Here is an 18,355-nt window from a genome sequence, read left to right as displayed (position 1 = left end):
CTTCAGCAGCCGCATTCACAACGCCATCGGGCAGACCTGAGACTGACAGGACAGATTAAACAGTTCTGGCTGGAATCGGGATGCGTCTATGGTTATCGCAAGATCCATCTGAATCTGCGGGACAGCGGGCAACAGTGCGGAGTCAACAGAGTCTGGCGACTGATGAAACGTGTCGGGATAAAGGCTCAGGTCGGATACCGGAGCCCGCGGGCTCGTAAAGGCGAGGCCAGTATTGTGTCGCCCAACAGGCTCCAGCGACAGTTCAATCCGGATGCTCCGGATGAGCGTTGGGTAACCGACATAACCTATATCAGGACCCACGAAGGCTGGCTGTATCTTGCTGTGGTTGTTGATCTGTTCTCACGCAAAATTATCGGCTGGTCCATGCAATCCCGGATGACAAAGGACATTTTCCTGAACGCACTGCTGATGGCTGTATGGCGGCGTAATCCCCAAAAACAGGTGCTGGTTCATTCGGATCAGGGCAGTCAGTACACAAGCCATGAGTGGCAGTCGTTCCTGAAATCACACGGACTGGAGGGCAGCATGAGCCGTCGCGGTAACTGCCACGATAATGCGGTTGCAGAAAGCTTTTTCCAGTTGTTGAAACGCGAACGGATAAAGAAAAAGTTCTACGGAACGCGGGAAGAAGCCCGCAGCGATATTTTTGATTACATCGAAATGTTTTATAACAGTAAGCGTCGGCATGGTTCTAGCGATCAGATGTCACCGACAGAATATGAAAACCAGTATTATCAACGGCTCGGAAGTGTCTAGATTATCCGTGGCGATTCACATTCTGAATTCATCCGCCAGTTCATCCGGGAACGGCTCTGGCAGGCAGTGCCCGCAGTCATACATGACCGACCTGATAACGTCTGGCCTTCTTCGCTCAGTAACGTTTTGTGTCCAGGACGTCAGTCTTCACAGCTGTCAAATCAACGCTATTTCATAAGGCGGCTCACGTTTTTATGTCATAAGCCGCGCTTTTCCGGCTGGAACGTTCCACCCACTCGGTCACTGTGATTTAATATGCTAAACCGGTTTAATTAAGTTTAGCTTTGGAGGGTTTTAGCATGAATGCAAAAGTTTGGGTTCTGGGCGACGCGGTGGTGGACCTGCTGCCAGAGAGCGAAGGGCGCCTGCTGCAGTGCCCTGGAGGCGCGCCGGCTAACGTGGCGGTAGGGGTTGCCCGCCTTGGCGGCAACAGCGGATTTATCGGCCGCGTCGGCGGTGACCCGTTTGGCCGCTACATGCGTCATACCCTGCAACAGGAGCAGGTCGACGTCAGCCATATGTATCTCGACGATCAGCACCGCACGTCCACTGTGGTCGTCGACCTTGACGACCAGGGGGAACGCACCTTTACCTTTATGGTACGCCCCAGCGCGGATCTGTTCCTGGTTGAAGAAGACCTGCCACAGTTTGCCGCCGGACAGTGGTTGCACGTCTGCTCCATCGCGCTCAGCGCCGAGCCCAGCCGTAGCACTACCTTCGCGGCGATGGAGAGCATCAGGTCTGCCGGCGGTCGGGTCAGCTTTGACCCTAATATTCGTCCCGATCTCTGGCAGGATCAGGCCTTGCTGCTAGCCTGCCTCGATCGCGCTTTGCACATGGCCAACGTGGTAAAGCTATCGGAAGAGGAGCTGGTCTTCATCAGCAGCAGTAATGATTTAGCATACGGAATCGCCAGCGTAACGGAGCGCTATCAGCCGGAATTGCTACTGGTGACCCGGGGCAAAGCGGGGGTGCTTGCCGCGTTTCAGCAGAAGTTTACCCATTTCAACGCCCGGCCTGTGGCCAGCGTGGACACCACCGGCGCGGGAGACGCATTTGTCGCCGGACTGCTCGCCAGCCTTGCGGCTAACGGGATGCCAACGGACATAACCGCACTGGAACCGACACTCACGCTTGCACAGACCTGCGGCGCCCTGGCCACCACAGCCAAAGGTGCGATGACCGCCTTGCCCTATCAGCGCGATCTCAACCGTCAGTTTTAATCCTTAAAGCCGCTTTGCGCGGCTCACTTTGTTGCATGCATCACATTTATTAAACCGGTTTAGCATATTTGTTTTAAGAAAAATAAAGGTCGGGCTTAACATAACAACTAAACCGGTTTAGCAAAAATTATCATTTTCCATTTTTACTTTTGGGATGCCAACAGCATGTACAGAAAAAGCACACTTGCTATGCTTATCGCTTTGCTAACCAGCGCTGCCTCAGCCCATGCGCAAACGGATATAAGCACCATTGAAGCCCGACTCAACACGCTGGAAAAACGCCTGCAGGAGGCAGAAAACAGGGCGCAAATGGCGGAAAACCGCGCCGGGGCGGCGGAGAAAAAAGTTCAGCAACTCACCGCGCAGCAGCAAAAAAACCAGAACTCGACTCATGAAGTGGCTCAGCGTACCGCCAGACTTGAGAAAAAAGCCGATGACAAAAGCGGCTTTGAGTTTCACGGTTACGCCCGCTCCGGCGTGATAATGAATGATTCCGGCGCCAGCACCAAACCCGGAGCCTACATAACGCCGGCAGGTGAAACCGGCGGAGCTATCGGCCGTCTGGGAAATCAGGCCGATACCTATGTTGAAATGAATCTTGAACATAAGCAGACCCTGGATAATGGGGCCACGACCCGCTTTAAGGTGATGGTCGCCGACGGGCAAACCTCTTATAACGACTGGACTGCAAGCACCAGCGATCTGAACGTTCGTCAGGCCTTTGTCGAATTGGGTAACCTGCCGACGTTCGCTGGGCCATTTAAGGGCTCCACCCTGTGGGCCGGGAAACGTTTCGACCGCGACAATTTCGATATTCACTGGATTGACTCTGATGTCGTGTTCCTCGCCGGTACCGGTGGTGGTATCTATGACGTGAAGTGGAACGACGGCCTGCGGAGTAATTTCTCCCTGTACGGGCGTAACTTCGGCGACATTGATGATTCCAGCAACAGCGTGCAGAACTATATCCTCACCATGAATCACTTCGCAGGTCCGCTGCAGATGATGGTCAGCGGTCTGCGGGCGAAGGATAACGACGAGCGTAAAGATAGCAACGGCAATCTGGTAAAAGGCGATGCGGCAAACACCGGCGTGCATGCGCTGCTCGGCCTGCATAACGACAGTTTCTACGGCCTGCGCGACGGTAGCAGTAAAACCGCTCTGCTTTATGGTCATGGTCTGGGCGCAGAGGTTAAAGGTATCGGATCTGATGGCGCACTTCGTCCGGGAGCCGACACATGGCGCATTGCCAGTTACGGCACCACGCCGCTCAGCGAAAACTGGTCTGTTGCCCCGGCAATGCTGGCGCAACGCAGTAAAGACCGCTATGCCGATGGCGACAGCTATCAGTGGGCAACATTCAACCTGCGTCTGATTCAGGCAATCAATCAGAATTTCGCTCTCGCCTACGAAGGCAGCTACCAGTACATGGATCTTAAACCCGAAGGTTATAACGATCGTCAGGCGGTGAACGGTAGCTTCTACAAGCTCACCTTCGCCCCGACATTTAAGGTCGGCAGTATCGGTGATTTCTTCAGTCGCCCGGAGATTCGTTTCTATAGCTCCTGGATGGACTGGAGCAAAAAACTGAATAATTACGCCAGCGACGACGCCCTGGGCAGTGACGGTTTTAACTCGGGCGGCGAATGGTCTTTCGGTATGCAGATGGAAACCTGGTTCTGACGGCTTACGCCTGATGACAGGAATAGCCGGGGGTCAGAGCATCTTTGTCACCCCGGACTCAACTAAGACGCAGAAAAAGCGCTCCCGTGAACGCGGGACGACAACATAAAAATGTTTAAGCCTTAAGAGGGTACTATGGATTTTGAACAGATTTCCTGCTCGCTGCTTCCGCTTCTTGGAGGCAAAGAAAATATCGCCAGCGCCGCGCACTGCGCCACGCGCCTGCGCCTGGTGCTGGTCGATGATTCGCTGGCCGACCAGCAGGCCATCGGCAAAGTTGAAGGGGTGAAGGGCTGTTTTCGTAATGCCGGACAGATGCAGATTATTTTCGGCACCGGGGTGGTAAATAAGGTCTACGCTGCCTTTACTCAGGCGGCGGGTATTAGCGAATCCAGCAAATCGGAAGCCGCCGACATCGCGGCAAAAAAGCTCAATCCGTTCCAGCGCATCGCCCGCCTGCTATCAAACATCTTCGTGCCGATAATCCCTGCCATCGTCGCCTCTGGTCTGCTGATGGGTCTGCTGGGAATGGTCAAAACATACGGCTGGGTTGACCCGGGCAACGCCATCTACATCATGCTGGATATGTGCAGCTCGGCGGCATTTATCATTCTGCCGATTCTGATTGGCTTTACCGCCGCCCGCGAATTCGGCGGTAATCCTTATCTCGGCGCGACGCTTGGCGGCATTCTGACTCATCCAGCGCTGACTAACGCCTGGGGCGTGGCCGCGGGTTTCCACACCATGAACTTTTTCGGCTTCGAAATTGCCATGATCGGCTATCAGGGTACGGTGTTCCCGGTACTGCTGGCAGTATGGTTTATGAGCATCGTTGAGAAGCAGTTGCGTCGCGCAATCCCCGATGCCCTGGATTTGATCCTGACGCCGTTCCTGACGGTGATTATATCCGGTTTTATCGCCCTGTTGATTATCGGCCCGGCCGGTCGCGCACTGGGCGACGGTATCTCGTTTGTCCTCAGCACCCTGATTAGCCACGCCGGCTGGCTCGCCGGGTTACTGTTTGGCGGTCTCTATTCAGTTATCGTCATTACCGGTATTCATCACAGCTTCCACGCGGTTGAAGCCGGGTTGCTGGGCAATCCCTTCATCGGCGTCAACTTCCTGCTGCCGATTTGGGCGATGGCCAACGTCGCTCAGGGCGGAGCCTGTCTGGCGGTGTGGTTCAAAACCAAAGATGCAAAAATTAAAGCCATTACTCTGCCCTCGGCGTTTTCCGCCATGCTGGGCATCACCGAGGCGGCGATTTTTGGTATCAACCTGCGCTTTGTGAAGCCATTTATTGCGGCGCTGATTGGTGGTGCGGCGGGCGGCGCATGGGTGGTATCTGTACACGTCTACATGACCGCGGTCGGCCTGACAGCGATCCCCGGCATGGCCATCGTGCAGGCCAGTTCGCTGTTGAACTACATTATCGGGATGGTTATCGCCTTTGGCGTCGCCTTTACGGTCTCCCTGGTTTTGAAATACAAAACGGACGCTGAATAATGTCTCTTCCATCACGACTGCCTGCGATTTTGCAGGCAGTAATACAGGGCCAGCCACGTGCGCTGGCCGATAGCCACTATCCGCGCTGGCACCTTGCGCCGGTCACCGGGCTGATGAACGACCCCAACGGCTTTGTCGAATTTGCCGGACGCTATCACTTGTTTTATCAGTGGAACCCGCTCGCCTGCGATCATACGTTTAAGTGCTGGGCGCACTGGAGCTCCCCCGATCTGCTACACTGGCAGCATGAGCCCATTGCGCTGATGCCGGACGAAGAGTATGACCGTAACGGCTGCTACTCCGGCAGCGCGGTGGATAACAACGGTACGCTTACCCTGTGCTATACCGGCAACGTGAAGTTTGCCGACGGAGGGCGAACCGCCTGGCAATGCCTGGCAAGGGAAAGCGCCGACGGCACCTTCCGCAAAATCGGCCCGGTCCTGCCGCTGCCGGAGGGCTACACCGGCCACGTGCGCGACCCAAAAGTCTGGCGACACGAAGACCTGTGGTACATGGTGCTGGGTGCGCAGGATCGGCAAAAGCGCGGCAAGGTGCTGCTGTTCAGCTCTGCGGATCTCCATCAGTGGACGAGTATGAGTGAAATCGCCGGCCACGGCATCAATGGCCTCGACGACGTCGGCTATATGTGGGAGTGTCCGGATCTTTTTCCTCTCGGCGACCAGCATATTCTAATCTGCTGTCCGCAGGGGATTGCCCGCGAGGAAAAGTGTTACCTGAACACCTACCCGGCAGTATGGATGGCGGGCGAGTTTGATTACGCTAGTGGCGCTTTCAGCCATGGCGAACTGCACGAACTGGACGCCGGCTTTGAGTTCTACGCCCCGCAAACCATGCTTACCAGTGATGGCCGTCGTCTGCTGGTCGGCTGGATGGGCGTGCCGGAGGGCGAAGAGATGCTTCAGCCGACCCTCATCAACGGCTGGATCCATCAGATGACCTGCCTGCGTGAGCTGGAGTTTATCAACGGTCAGCTCTATCAGCGTCCGCTACGGGAACTGAGCGCCCTGCGCGGTGAAGCGAACGGCTGGTCGGGGAACGCCCTGCCGCTGGCACCGATGGAAATCGATTTGCAAACCCGCGGGGACGATATGTTGAGCCTCGATTTTGGCGGCGTATTAACCCTTGAGTGCGATGCCAGCGGACTCCGCCTGGCCCGACGCAGTCTCGCCAGCGACGAGATGCATTATCGTTACTGGCGCGGAAACGTCCGCTCGCTGCGCGTTTTCATCGACCAGTCGAGCGTGGAGATTTTCATAAACGGCGGTGAAGGGGTGATGAGCAGCCGCTACTTCCCGGCCTGCTCCGGTCAGCTAACATTCTCCGGCATCACGCCGGACGCATTCTGCTACTGGCCGCTGCGAACTTGCATGGTAGAATAAGCGTTTTGCTTCAGGCTCATGGCGTCGTAATGAAAACCAAACGCGTAACCATTAAAGATATAGCCGAACAGGCTGGCGTCTCCAAAGCGACCGCCAGCCTGGTACTGAATGGTCGTGGCAAGGAGCTGCGCGTGGCGCAGGAAACGCGTGAGCGCGTACTGTCGATTGCCCGTAAGCATCACTATCAGCCAAGCATTCATGCCCGCTCGCTGCGCAACAACCGCAGCCACACCATCGGGCTGGTGGTGCCGGAGATTACCAACCACGGCTTTGCGGTCTTTGCCCATGAGCTGGAGATGCTGTGCCGCGAGGCGGGCGTCCAGCTGTTGATCTCTTGTACTGATGAAAACCCCGGTCAGGAGAGCGTGGTGGTCAATAATATGATTGCCCGCCAGGTCGACGGGATGATCGTCGCTTCCTGTATGCACAACGATGCCGACTATCTCAAACTCAGCCAACAGCTGCCAGTGGTGCTGTTTGACCGGTGCCCCAATGAAAGCGCGCTGCCGCTGGTAATGACCGATTCGATTACCCCAACGGCGGAACTGATTTCCCGCATCGCGCCTCAGCATAGCGATGAGTTCTGGTTTTTAGGCGGTCAGGCGCGTCTGTCGCCCTCCCGCGATCGTCTGACCGGGTTCACGCAGGGTTTGGCTCAGGCGGGTATTGCCCTGCGCCCGGAATGGGTGATCAACGGCAATTACCACCCCAGCTCCGGCTATGAGATGTTTGCCGCACTCTGCGCGCGCCTTGGGCGGCCGCCCAAGGCGCTATTCACCGCCGCCTGCGGGCTGCTCGAAGGGGTTCTGCGCTATATGAGCCAGCACCATTTACTCGACTCCGATATTCATCTGACGAGCTTTGACGATCACTATCTTTATGATTCGCTGTCGCTGCGTATCGACACTGTCCAGCAGGATAATCGCCAGCTGGCCTGGCACTGCTACGATCTGATAAGCCAGCTGATCGAGGGCGATACGCCCGAAACGCTACAACGCTACCTGCCCGCAACGCTGCAGTTTCGGCATCAGTAATAACTGAGTATTTTTGAATAGCGACGCGGATGCCGATTGGTCTGAACGGCCCGGCGATCGCCGGGCATACCATTGGCGCCGGCATCGTGCTGGTAACGACCATATTAGGGCGTTTGAGCAGTTGCCTGGCCTCACGCAGGGAGACTGGATTAACTGACCGCTGACAAAATGCCTGACAATGACAGTCCGTTTTGTGCCAGGAGCGGACGTTGCTCACCTTAAAGAAAGTACTGCGTTTTATGTTCACTTTGATGGACTACCAGCGAACCATTCAGGTAACAGGCAGGCGAGATTGCCGAATGGCCTGCCTACCGGCAGCTATGAATGTACAATGGCAGAGAAAAACCTCTGGTTGTTTCCGAATTACTTTATCACGACAGTTATTTACTGCCCCTGCCAGGGCAGTAAGTGATAAAGCAAAACGGCTTTTACAGGTTATTACGTAAAAGCATTAGCTTTTTCTGGTTGACCACCAACAGATAACCGAACCGGCACTGAAGTGGTTTACTGAATTTGGCCACCTGAACAGAGGTGATATGCTCACCTCAGAACATTACAGGTGCCTCAATGAAAAAAAGAAATTTCAGAGCAGAGTTTAAACGCGAATCCGCTCAGTTGGTCCTTGATCAGAACTACACCGTTGCAGCTGCGGCCAGTGCTATGGATGTGGGTCCTTCTACCATGACGCGATGGGTAAAGCAGTTGCGGGATGAACGACAGGGCAAAATACCTAAAGCCTCCCCTATAACCCCAGAACAGATTGAAATACGTGAGCTGAAGAAAAAGCTACAACGCATTGAAATGGAAAACGATATATTAAAAAAGGCTACCGCGCTCTTGATGTCGGACTCCCTGAACAGTTCTCGATAATCGGGAAACTCAGGGCGCGTTATCCTGTGACCACTCTCTGCCACGTGTTCGGGGTTCACCGCAGTAGCTACAGATACTGGAAAAACCGTCCTGAAAAACCAGACGGCAGACGGGCTGTATTACGCAGTCAGGTACTTGAGCTACATGGCATCAGCCACGGTTCGGCCGGAGCAAGAAGCATCGCCACAATGGCAACCCAGAGAGGCTACCAGATGGGGCGCTGGCTTGCTGGCAGGCTCATGAAAGAGCTGGGGCTGGTCAGTTGCCAGCAGCCGACTCACCGGTATAAGCGTGGCGGTCATGAGCACGTAGCTATCCCGAATCATCTTGAGCGACAGTTCGCTGTAACAGAGCCAAACCAGGTGTGGTGCGGTGATGTGACCTATATCTTGACAGGTAAGCGCTGGGCGTACCTCGCCGTTGTTCTCGACCTGTTCTGAAGAGGTAAGGGATATTCAGGCACTAAAGGATGATTTAAGTCTTGATGATACTACCCGCAAGCAATTGATTGCCGCCAGAGCTGGACAGGGCTGGTTCATAGCTGAATGTATGAAACTTTTTCCATCTTGTCCTTTCACCGGGATTTCATTTCCTGCATTACTTCGTGCCAGCCATATAAAGTCATGGCGAGCTTGTCAAAGCGGACAAGAACGTTTGGATCCCTTCAATGGCATCATGTTAGTGTAAGTATCGTGTCTGATTCTGCCGGTGACAAAATACCCGAGCCTTTGCGGAGCCCCAGATGAGTTCTATCAGGTTCCATACACGAATGGCCATTTCTGTCTTGGACTGCCATATTGAGTGGAATATCACCAGCAGGAGATTTATGCAAATCTCGCTGGGTCGGGCTGCTATTTCCCATTAGCAGGTTTACCCGTCATTCTTGCTGCAACCTGTGACTTTACTGTTCGCAGCCATTTCAGAACCAGGAGTATCGTCAGAGTGATCATTTGATCACTGTTTTGATCACCCGTAACGAGACAAGCGAAATTTTTTCCGCGTTTTGATCAAAAGGTTTATGTGTCGTTTACTTCTCTGATCAAATCACCAAAATCATTACCAACTTCTGTCAGGGTGCGGCTTTGAACGATGATAGCCTTCTGGGGATAGGTGATCAGAGGTATCAGCGCATGCAAAGTTGAAGTGATCCGATGAACTTGATCATTTCAGGTGATCACTTCTTAGATTTTTTCCAGATACCAGCCCCATGGTTTGTTTTGAGCACCCACCTGACATGAGACAAACTGCCAGCCCACCAGATAGAGGTCATTGTTTAAACGCCGAAATACCATTCTGTGGTTTGAACTGGCCATTCCCAGGCAATCTGTTAACTGTTGACTAGTTACACCGGGGTAAGTGGCCACAGCCCAAATATAGATGTGATGGGGATGCTAGGACATTTTCCTTACCAGTTGTGCCACGCTATCAATAGGTCCCAAATTTTCAATGTCAATTCTTCTGGAAAAGTTATCTATAAACCACCAACCGCGTTGCCCGTTTTGTCGATTGTTCTTCACTTTAGTTTTGTGGTCGGCAAAAATAGAGGGGAATACCAATGGCTTAACAATAATTTTTCCTCTATGGCGCGCCACTCATCTTGCCTGTTCTGCTCTACGTTCATTTATCCGGTCCCCAGGTTTATAGGTCGTTAGCGGGAAAACTTTCAATTATCTTCCGATAACTTTGCTATCAACTGTAATTTAGCCTTTATGAGGCTTAGTTTGCTTATCTTAGCCACTGAGCATTCATCACTAAAATCAAGGAATTTGCATGTTTTGGGCGCGTCGGCTCATATCAAATTTTACTGCTGGTGTAATTTACTCTTAGTTGTTTTCCCTGTGGATGAAAACCAATGGTTTTCGATTTCGGCGCTAACGGCGCTGTGAGGGTGTAAGCGTTCCCCGCATCTGCGGGGATGAACCGATGTTGCTGCCGTCGAGCATGGTGCGGATACCGGGTTCCATTGTCTGCTGAATAATGGTTATTTTTTCCTGCGGTGCACGGCGGCGACGCCGTTCAGCTCCTGATAAAACTTCAACCATCTTATTATTCTGACTGGTGTTAAACATAGGTCCAAGACTACCTCTTATTTTCAGAGAGGCGAAGTGTCTGGTGATTTATAGGGCCACCCTAATCAGACGTATCAGAACAGGCAAAGCGGATGAGATCAGATATACCTGATCTCATCCGCTGTTCACGCCTCAAATTTCTCCAGATACCAGCCCCATGGTTTGTTTTGAGCACCCATCTGACATGAAACAAATTGCCAGCCAACGAGATAGAGGTCATTGTTCAAACGTCGAAATACCATTCTGTGGTTTGAGCTGGTCATTCCGAGGTGATCTGCTAATTGTTGGCTGGTTACGCCGGGATAGAGTGCTAAAGCAAAAATATATGAGTGGTGGGGATGCCATGACATTTTTGTCAATAAATGCGCCACGGTATCAAGCGATCCCAAATCTTTAATATAAATTCTTCTGGAAAACCTATCGATATTCCACCGACCGCGTTGACCGTTTCGCCGATTTTTCTTCACCATAGTGTTTGGATTATCGTAAAAAGAAGGAAATAACAACGGCTTAACAACAAAGTCTCTTTTTAGTGCTAATTGTTTTTTAAGCTTTTTTCGGCGTTCTAAATATTTACATCTCCACCATTCATCCTCTGTAATACGTCGATATGCTTTGTTTCCATATATACGGCGTATGTTTTTTTCGATAAGACCCCAGTCATATTCATTATTATTCTCAGTATCCATTTACCCCTCCTGATTTTTAGTGATTTGCTACAGCCAAGCTTTCAATAACCATGGGTTGATTAAATTCGTTGGGTAATTACATAGGTAACGACTTGCAGTCCCTGGATTAAGGTAATACCAGTGACAATATTGCGTAACGCTAATATTGCAAGGCCAGTATTCACGATAGTAGCGCTCAAAGTGACGCAGCCAATGTGGACTAGTGCTTGAATTAATGGTGCTGGACGGTGTGATTAACGGACTGATTTTCTTAAACGCATGCAGTCGCCGTAGTGCTCTTAAAAGAGCTTTACTACGAAATGATTTTTTATCCACCAGCATCGTTACATATGCGAGCAGGGCCTCTGGCGTTTCGTTTTCAATTTGACTGAATTGAGCCCTGTTTTCCTTTTCAGCAAAAAGAGAATCCAGCTTACCGGGCAAAGGGCAATGTTCCTGTGCAGGCACAGAAGAAGCAGGATTAATCTGTAATTGAGCTGGTTTAATGCGCCTGGCTTTTTTCAGGCATGAGTAGTGTTGAGTTCCGGAAAGGCCAATATTGTCAGCGACATGCGTTTTTGAGTAGCGCTTGGCAAAGTAGCTAACCCTTAGAAGCAATGCCGTTAAAGCTTCGGTATCGTCCCGGTTAACCAGATAGTATCCATGCTTAGGTAGCCAGACCCTACCGCCAGTAGCGTGTTTCCAATAGCACTTCACCAGTTGGTTAATTTTGTGAGGATGGCGGACAGCGTTGCCATCCATCATCAGAAGATAATGGTAATGCTGAGCGGGGGCCTTATTCTGCTCTCTTACCCAAAATACCCGCATGAAACTTTTGGGATAGATCTTCCTGAGGGCGGGAATCAGCAGCTGATGAAACTCCGTAATAACATTATTGTCAGGGCTATACTGAGGCAGGTGAAAGTCATAGCGTACTGCCAGAAAACGAGAGCAGCTGCGGTAAGTTTTATCAACGGTCCGGAACAGTGAATTCATGATTTTAGTATTCTGCTGGCTCTCTTCAGGCATGACTGGCCAGAGGACATTGTCATAGAGAAACTCCCCACCAGGTCTGATGACAGGATAAGCAGAGCTCCGGGTAATATTATTAATTACCGGGTTCTGAGGAATAGGATCTCTGCTAGGAGTTTTATTATTTATCATGGAGTTACATTAAGGCTCGATTCGCTGCACCGTTCTGAATTGATGCGCTTATTGTTTCAACTGGTTGCATCAACAGGCAAAAGAAAGGCTGGAAACTCCAGCCCTTTGACACAATGCTCATTTATCGTTCTGTGCAAGCCAGTTTTCATACAAACTAGCGGGCCAGCCGAGCGTTTTACCGCTCCGCATCAGTGGCTTAGGAAAATATCCAGACTTTACCCAACGATAGAGGGTGGTACGGCTGCAATCGAGAAGTTCAAGCATTGCATTGATGCGAATCAGGCGCTGAGGTTGGTGTAGGGCAATAACTCTGTCAGACATGGATGATTTGTTTTTCAAACTGCTAACTCCCAATGAAGTGTATTGAAATCATCAGGAGTTAATCAGATTAAGATTGAGTTTACTTCCGCACCTTCTGAAAGGTCATCGAGGATCTTACGCAACTCTTTCTTTATCCTAATTTTTTCTTTTTTGTTTTTTCATTGCCCTAAGGCTTTCAAGGTCTTGAATCTGGCGTGCAAATAGATTCAGTGCAAAACCGAGCTGTTCAGCTGCTTCTTTGCGGGACATAGGTAATGTCTCTGTGGAAGGCCAAAACTTTTTAGCTTGTTTTTCGATCTCATCAAGAAGGTCTGTAATCGTTGGGACAATAATTTTTTTGCCGTCTTTTTTATTTTGACCAATAATCGCCAGAGCTGCGATCAGTAACTCTTCTCGCTTGATAGCATAGTTTTCCCCTTTCAGCGGAGGAGGGTTTTGAATCTCACGTTCTGCCAGTCTTTGGCTATATTTTTCTTTATCATTCGTTTTATCTTCAGCCACATTCATAAGTTCGAAATCAAGGAGTGGCGCTATCTCGTTACGTAAGAAGCCATGCGTATGAAGTGATTCATTTGACAGAGACTCATTGATCCCTGACAGAAGCAGGGTAGGAGTGATGGCAACATAATTCGCCAACTCTGGAGATGTCAGTTTTCCTTTTTTGTAATCCAATTCGAGACATTGACCAAAGTTTATCACCTCTGTATCTACGATTGTGTCCTTGTTAATTATAAAGAATTTTATATCAAATTTACCGGACAGAAGTGTCAGGAGGGCTGAAGAAAGATCTGCATATGTGGCGAGTGTGTAGTGATGTTTGGCCGAGCGCAAAATATTATACAGACTGACGCAGTCTTTTGGTCCCGGCTTGTTACGCTGAATTTGCTGCTGAACCTTTTTACCCAGTATTTCTGAAAAATCCATACAGCCTTCTATTCTCGATAGGAAGTGACGGTGAAGTAACGTCACCCATTACGTCACCTGTATTTCACCCAAACAAAAAGGACTTAGCCAGTTTCCTGTCTAAGTCCTTGATAAACTTGGTGGCCCCTGCTGGACTTGAACCAGCGACCAAGCGATTATGAGTCGCCTGCTCTAACCACTGAGCTAAGGGGCCGTGGCGGAGGATTATAAAGTAACTGCTCGCGGCAATCCAGCCATACGCACCTGCCTGCTGTTTTTATAAACAATGCATTTTCAATCTTTTATACTTAAAGCCTGAATCAATAAGCAGGAGTAATAATGATCAGCGATATCCTGGCGCCAGGCCTGCGGGTGGTGTTCTGCGGCATCAATCCGGGCAAGTCTTCCGCCCATACTGGTTTTCACTTTGCGCATCCCGGTAATCGCTTCTGGAAAGTGATTTACCAGGCCGGGTTTACCGATAAATTGCTCAAGCCGGAAGAGGAGCAGCAGCTGCTGGATACCCGCTGCGGCATCACCATGCTGGTGGAGCGGCCCACGGTGCAGGCAAGTGAGGTAAACCTGCATGAGCTACGCAGCGGCGGGCGCGAGTTAGTTAAGAAGATTGAGGACTATCAGCCCGCGGCGCTGGCGGTCCTCGGCAAGCAGGCGTATGAGCAGGCTTTTAGCCAGCGTGGGGTGCAGTGGGGAAAGCAGAAGATCACCATCGGCGTAACGCAGGTGTGGGTGCTGCCCAATCCGAGCGGCCTGAACCGGGCAACGCTGGAGAAGCTGGTGGAGGCGTACCGGGAGCTGGACGAGGCGCTGGTGGTGCGGGGGCTTTAGGCTCTGAAGCGTCAGCCATAAAAAAGCTCCCCGTAGGGAGCTTTTTTAACATCAGGACGAATTAGTCGTCCAGGAAGCTACGCAGCACTTCAGAGCGGCTCGGGTGGCGCAGTTTACGCAGCGCCTTCGCTTCGATCTGACGGATACGTTCGCGGGTAACGTCGAACTGTTTACCCACCTCTTCCAGCGTGTGGTCGGTGTTCATATCGATACCGAAACGCATACGCAGGACTTTCGCTTCACGGGCGGTCAGGCCAGCCAGTACGTCGTGGGTGGCGGCACGCAGGCTCTCGGTGGTGGCAGAGTCCAGCGGCAGCTCGAGGGTGGTATCCTCGATGAAATCACCCAGATGCGAATCTTCATCATCACCGATTGGTGTTTCCATGGAGATTGGCTCTTTAGCGATTTTCAGCACCTTACGGATCTTGTCTTCCGGCATCAGCATGCGCTCGGCCAGCTCTTCCGGCGTCGGCTCGCGGCCCATCTCCTGCAGCATCTGGCGGGAGATACGGTTGAGCTTGTTGATGGTCTCAATCATATGCACCGGAATACGGATGGTGCGCGCCTGATCCGCGATAGAGCGGGTGATCGCCTGACGGATCCACCAGGTTGCGTAGGTGGAGAACTTATAACCACGACGGTATTCGAACTTATCAACCGCTTTCATCAGACCGATGTTGCCTTCCTGAATCAGATCCAGGAACTGCAGACCGCGGTTGGTGTACTTCTTGGCGATAGAGATAACCAGACGCAAGTTCGCCTCAACCATCTCTTTCTTCGCACGGCGGGCTTTCGCTTCACCGATGGACATACGACGGTTGATGTCTTTTACCTGCTCGATGGTCAGGCCGGTCTCTTCTTCAATCTGCTGCAGTTTCTGCAGGCCACGATGTACCTCTTCAGTCACGTCGCGCAGTTTTTCAGACCACGGCTTGTTCATCGCGATAGCGGCGTTGAACCAGGTCTCGCTGGTTTCGTTGCCGGTGAAGAGGGTGATGAAGTTCTTCTTCGGCATTTTGCACTGTTCAACGCACACCTTCATGATGATGCGTTCCTGGGTACGTACGCGATCCATCATCACGCGCATGCTGTTTACCAGGTAATCGAACTGTTTTGGCACCAGACGGAACTGTTTGAACACTTCAGAAAGCTTCAGGATCTCTTCCTGAGCGGCTGCGTGGCTGCGGCCTTTGGCTTTAATGGTGTCACGGGTGACAACGTACTGCGCGCGCAGTTCAGCGAACTTCTCGCGAGCCAGTTCAGGGTCGATGCTGTTGTCATCATCGCTGCTGTCGTCATCGCCATCTTCGTCGTCTTCGTCTTCGTCATCATCCATCTCTTCCTGAGAGAGTTCAGAACCGACGTGCGTCGCCGTTGGGGCCATGTCTTCTTCCGCGTTCGGATCGACAAAACCGGTGATCAGATCGGAGAGGCGGGCTTCTTCTGCCTCAACGCGATCGTACTGCTCCAGCAGATAGGTGATCGCTTCCGGGTATTCGGCAACGGAACACTGCACCTGGTTGATCCCGTCTTCGATACGTTTAGCGATGTCAATTTCGCCTTCGCGGGTCAACAGTTCAACGGTACCCATTTCGCGCATGTACATGCGAACCGGGTCGGTGGTGCGGCCGATTTCAGATTCAACGCTCGACAGAACCTGTGCAGCAGCTTCCTCTGCATCTTCGTCGGTGTTGTTTGAGTTTTCAGCAAGTAACAGATCATCGGCATCAGGGGCTTCTTCCATCACCTGAATACCCATGTCGTTGATCATTTGGATGATGTCTTCGATCTGATCGGAGTCGACGATATCTTCCGGCAGATGGTCATTGACCTCGGCATAGGTCAGATAGCCTTGCTCCTTACCACGTTGGACAAGAAGTTTCAGCTGTGACTGCGGGTTTTGCTCCATAAGACGGTATCCACACTTATTCGTTTGATTGGTGTCGGCGATACGGCTGCCAACCTTTAAAGCGAGGGCGTACTTGTATTTTTGCCGCTGCCTCTCAGTGCGGCTGTCGGGATCTACCCGATCGATATTCGGCACTTAAGCCGTTAAATACTTTTGTCTTTCTGTTATTTCTTTGCCAGCTCCTGGCTAATCATCCAGAGCTCCCGGCGTTCTTCGCTGCTTAAACCGTGTGTGCGCTCGCGAGCAATCAACTCTTCCTGGCGCAGTTCAAGCATCGAATCAAACATATGGTTGAGCGAGTCGGTGAAGGTCTCTTCAGCAATTTCTTTATCTGCTATATCGTCCCACATCGACAGTTTTTCAAGGGTTGCGGACGCTTTTGTTCCGCGATAGTGCTCTAAAAGTTGCCCGGTGGTCAGACCTGGCTGTGACAAACAAGTGTTGACCAGTTCTGCAAATAAGCCAAGTCCGGGCAGCTTTTCGTGGTCTAAACCCGCCAGAGAGGGCACGCGTGGGGCCAGCTCCGGGTTTTGCACCAACAGTCCTATCAGTATACGCATGGTTGTGCGTTTTAGCTGAGGCGCGGGGCGAACCGCTCCGCTTTCAGCCAGTTTTGGCATTAAACGTTCAAGCTGGCTGTCATCCAGAATGCCAAGTTTCTTGCCCAGCTCCTGGCGCAGATAGATGCGCAACGTTTCGCCCGGCACCTGAGTAATCAGCGGTAACGCCAGCGTGCTCAGCTGGGCGCGGCCATCCGGGGTGCTCAAATCTACCTGCGGCATCAGGCTGTTAAACAGAAACGTGGAGAGCGGTTGAGCCTGCTCCATCCGCGCTTCAAATGCCGCTTTGCCCTCTTTACGCACCAGCGTATCCGGGTCTTCGCCGTCGGGCAGGAACATAAAGCGCAACTGGCGCCCGTCGGTCATATAAGGCAGCGCCGTTTCCAGCGCGCGCCAGGCGGCTTCGCGTCCGGCCCGGTCACCGTCGTAACAGCAGACGACCGTGTTGGTCACCCGGAACAGCAGCTGGATATGGTCGGCAGTGGTAGAGGTACCCAACGACGCCACGGCATAGTTAATGTCGAACTGCGCCAGCGCCACCACATCCATATAGCCTTCGACCACCAGCAGCCGCTGCGGTTCAGCGTTATTCTGCTGGGCTTCATACAGGCCATACAGCTGGCGGCCTTTATGGAAAATATCGGTTTCCGGGGAGTTGAGGTATTTCGGCAGGGCATCGCCCAGCACGCGGCCACCAAAACCAATTACCCGGCCACGCTTGTCGCGAATAGGGAACATCACCCGTTCGCGGAAGCGGTCATAGCTACGTCCCTGGTCGTTAGTGACCAGCATGCCCGCGTCGATGAGTGATTTACGATCTTCGCTATTGCCGCCAAAACGCTTCAACACGTTATCCCAGCCGGGCGGGGCGTAACCAATAGCGAAACGCGCAATAACATCGTCGCTCAGTCCGCGCTTGTTCAGATACTGACGCGCAGGCTCAGCAGCAGGTTGCTTGAGAGACTGTTGGTAAAACGAATTCAGGCCATCCATCAGCTGATACAGCGTTTGTCGTTGATGACGCTCTATCTGGCTGGGGCCACTGCCTGCTTCATAAGGCACTTCAAGATTGTGCATGGCAGCCAGCTCTTCGACGGTTTCAACGAACTCGAGCTTGTCGTAGTTCATCAAAAAGTCGACGGCGTTGCCGTGCGCGCCACAGCCGAAGCAGTGGTAGAACTGCTTTTCACCGTTTACGGTGAAAGAGGGGGTTTTTTCGTTATGGAATGGACAGCACGCGTGATAGTTCTTGCCCTGCTTCTTCAGCTTTACCCGCGCGTCGATGAGATCGACAATGTCGGTTCTTGCCAGCAGATCGTTGATAAATACGCGTGGAATTCGTCCAGCCATAGGCCCCAGAAATTTTTAGGAACGTATAAACGAAAACAAGCCGCGCATTCCTTCCGGAAGCACGGCCTTACG

Annotated in this window: 15 protein-coding genes, 1 tRNA gene and 1 pseudogene; 9 read left to right on the top strand and 8 right to left on the bottom strand. The window is 52.1% G+C overall.

Going from position 1 to position 18,355, the window contains the following annotated elements; genetic code table 11:
- From WFM46_RS11245 to WFM46_RS11210, 8 genes and pseudogenes are all read left to right on the top strand, one after another.
- Positions 1 to 777: IS3 family transposase (locus WFM46_RS11245; protein ID WP_336997636.1), on the top strand; the 777-nt coding region annotated here is incomplete at its 5' end.
- 299 nt (positions 778 to 1,076) lie between these two features.
- Entirely contained in the window at positions 1,077 to 2,000 is a 924-nt protein-coding gene (locus WFM46_RS11240; RefSeq protein ID WP_114316740.1) for an aminoimidazole riboside kinase, read from the top strand.
- Between the two features lie 165 nt (positions 2,001 to 2,165).
- Complete coding sequence (locus tag WFM46_RS11235) at positions 2,166 to 3,683, top strand: carbohydrate porin (protein ID WP_114316742.1); 1,518 nt, start codon at positions 2,166 to 2,168, stop codon at positions 3,681 to 3,683.
- Between the two features lie 135 nt (positions 3,684 to 3,818).
- Positions 3,819 to 5,189 (top strand): sucrose-specific PTS transporter subunit IIBC, encoded by a 1,371-nt coding sequence (locus tag WFM46_RS11230; RefSeq protein WP_114316744.1) that lies wholly within the window; start codon positions 3,819 to 3,821, stop codon positions 5,187 to 5,189.
- Positions 5,189 to 6,589 carry a sucrose-6-phosphate hydrolase gene (locus WFM46_RS11225; protein WP_062779778.1) on the top strand — a complete coding sequence of 467 codons (1,401 nt, stop codon included), beginning with the start codon at positions 5,189 to 5,191 and terminating at the stop codon, positions 6,587 to 6,589. Before WFM46_RS11230 ends, WFM46_RS11225 begins: the two co-directional genes overlap by 1 nt.
- A gap of 29 nt (positions 6,590 to 6,618) precedes the next feature.
- Positions 6,619 to 7,623 carry a LacI family DNA-binding transcriptional regulator gene (locus tag WFM46_RS11220; protein WP_000851062.1) on the top strand — a complete coding sequence of 335 codons (1,005 nt, stop codon included), beginning with the start codon at positions 6,619 to 6,621 and terminating at the stop codon, positions 7,621 to 7,623.
- A gap of 567 nt (positions 7,624 to 8,190) precedes the next feature.
- Positions 8,191 to 8,930, top strand: a pseudogene (locus WFM46_RS11215) (IS3 family transposase); the annotation flags it as partial.
- Between the two features lie 112 nt (positions 8,931 to 9,042).
- A complete protein-coding gene (locus WFM46_RS11210; protein ID WP_327061316.1) occupies positions 9,043 to 9,180 on the top strand; it encodes an HNH endonuclease signature motif containing protein in 138 nt (45 codons plus the stop codon).
- 1,184 nt (positions 9,181 to 10,364) lie between these two features.
- On the opposite strand, the gene WFM46_RS11205 is transcribed toward WFM46_RS11210, so the two are convergent.
- The 6 genes from WFM46_RS11205 to WFM46_RS11180 all read right to left on the bottom strand — a co-directional run bounded on the left by WFM46_RS11205 (position 10,365) and on the right by WFM46_RS11180 (position 13,832).
- Positions 10,365 to 10,535 carry a hypothetical protein gene (locus WFM46_RS11205; protein WP_175637237.1) on the bottom strand — a complete coding sequence of 57 codons (171 nt, stop codon included), beginning with the start codon at positions 10,533 to 10,535 and terminating at the stop codon, positions 10,365 to 10,367.
- A 152-nt stretch (positions 10,536 to 10,687) separates the two neighbouring features.
- Positions 10,688 to 11,251 (bottom strand): hypothetical protein, encoded by a 564-nt coding sequence (locus tag WFM46_RS11200; RefSeq protein ID WP_336997635.1) that lies wholly within the window; start codon positions 11,249 to 11,251, stop codon positions 10,688 to 10,690.
- 27 nt (positions 11,252 to 11,278) lie between these two features.
- A complete protein-coding gene (locus tag WFM46_RS11195; protein ID WP_114316748.1) occupies positions 11,279 to 12,394 on the bottom strand; it encodes a YagK/YfjJ domain-containing protein in 1,116 nt (371 codons plus the stop codon).
- A gap of 117 nt (positions 12,395 to 12,511) precedes the next feature.
- The gene (locus tag WFM46_RS11190; RefSeq protein ID WP_077226360.1) at positions 12,512 to 12,715 is read right to left on the bottom strand and encodes a helix-turn-helix transcriptional regulator; all 204 of its coding nucleotides are present in this window, start codon (positions 12,713 to 12,715) and stop codon (positions 12,512 to 12,514) included.
- A gap of 135 nt (positions 12,716 to 12,850) precedes the next feature.
- Complete coding sequence (locus WFM46_RS11185) at positions 12,851 to 13,639, bottom strand: hypothetical protein (protein WP_114316749.1); 789 nt, start codon at positions 13,637 to 13,639, stop codon at positions 12,851 to 12,853.
- Between the two features lie 117 nt (positions 13,640 to 13,756).
- Positions 13,757 to 13,832, bottom strand: a tRNA-Ile gene (locus WFM46_RS11180).
- Between the two features lie 125 nt (positions 13,833 to 13,957).
- Here WFM46_RS11180 and mug point away from each other — a divergent pair.
- Positions 13,958 to 14,464: a G/U mismatch-specific DNA glycosylase gene (gene mug, locus WFM46_RS11175; protein ID WP_114316751.1), complete on the top strand. Its 507-nt coding sequence runs from the start codon at positions 13,958 to 13,960 to the stop codon at positions 14,462 to 14,464.
- A 61-nt stretch (positions 14,465 to 14,525) separates the two neighbouring features.
- On the opposite strand, the gene rpoD is transcribed toward mug, so the two are convergent.
- Positions 14,526 to 16,415, bottom strand: coding sequence for an RNA polymerase sigma factor RpoD (gene rpoD / locus WFM46_RS11170; RefSeq protein ID WP_255410825.1), 1,890 nt, complete (start codon positions 16,413 to 16,415; stop codon positions 14,526 to 14,528).
- A 122-nt stretch (positions 16,416 to 16,537) separates the two neighbouring features.
- Positions 16,538 to 18,283 (bottom strand): DNA primase, encoded by a 1,746-nt coding sequence (gene dnaG, locus WFM46_RS11165; RefSeq protein ID WP_103177014.1) that lies wholly within the window; start codon positions 18,281 to 18,283, stop codon positions 16,538 to 16,540.
- Positions 18,284 to 18,355: the final 72 nt, after the last annotated feature.

The sequence above is a fragment of the Leclercia sp. M50 genome, from assembly GCF_037150775.1.
Taxonomy (GTDB): domain Bacteria; phylum Pseudomonadota; class Gammaproteobacteria; order Enterobacterales; family Enterobacteriaceae; genus Enterobacter.
The sequence above is the reverse complement of the archived record's forward strand: the minus strand, read 5'-3'. Positions and strand labels throughout refer to the sequence as shown.

What these genes read in the sequence shown, in the direction of transcription:
- WFM46_RS11240 (WP_114316740.1), top strand. Translation starts at nt 1,077, where the DNA reads ATGAATGCAAAAGTTTGGGTTCTGGGCGACGCGGTGGTGGACCTGCTG.
- WFM46_RS11235 (WP_114316742.1), top strand. Translation starts at nt 2,166, where the DNA reads ATGTACAGAAAAAGCACACTTGCTATGCTTATCGCTTTGCTAACCAGC.
- WFM46_RS11230 (WP_114316744.1), top strand. Translation starts at nt 3,819, where the DNA reads ATGGATTTTGAACAGATTTCCTGCTCGCTGCTTCCGCTTCTTGGAGGC.
- WFM46_RS11225 (WP_062779778.1), top strand. Translation starts at nt 5,189, where the DNA reads ATGTCTCTTCCATCACGACTGCCTGCGATTTTGCAGGCAGTAATACAG.
- WFM46_RS11220 (WP_000851062.1), top strand. Translation starts at nt 6,619, where the DNA reads ATGAAAACCAAACGCGTAACCATTAAAGATATAGCCGAACAGGCTGGC.
- WFM46_RS11210 (WP_327061316.1), top strand. Translation starts at nt 9,043, where the DNA reads ATGAAACTTTTTCCATCTTGTCCTTTCACCGGGATTTCATTTCCTGCA.
- WFM46_RS11205 (WP_175637237.1), bottom strand. Translation starts at nt 10,535, where the DNA reads ATGGTTGAAGTTTTATCAGGAGCTGAACGGCGTCGCCGCCGTGCACCG.
- WFM46_RS11200 (WP_336997635.1), bottom strand. Translation starts at nt 11,251, where the DNA reads ATGGATACTGAGAATAATAATGAATATGACTGGGGTCTTATCGAAAAA.
- WFM46_RS11195 (WP_114316748.1), bottom strand. Translation starts at nt 12,394, where the DNA reads ATGATAAATAATAAAACTCCTAGCAGAGATCCTATTCCTCAGAACCCG.
- WFM46_RS11190 (WP_077226360.1), bottom strand. Translation starts at nt 12,715, where the DNA reads ATGTCTGACAGAGTTATTGCCCTACACCAACCTCAGCGCCTGATTCGC.
- WFM46_RS11185 (WP_114316749.1), bottom strand. Translation starts at nt 13,639, where the DNA reads ATGGATTTTTCAGAAATACTGGGTAAAAAGGTTCAGCAGCAAATTCAG.
- mug (WP_114316751.1), top strand. Translation starts at nt 13,958, where the DNA reads ATGATCAGCGATATCCTGGCGCCAGGCCTGCGGGTGGTGTTCTGCGGC.
- dnaG (WP_103177014.1), bottom strand. Translation starts at nt 18,283, where the DNA reads ATGGCTGGACGAATTCCACGCGTATTTATCAACGATCTGCTGGCAAGA.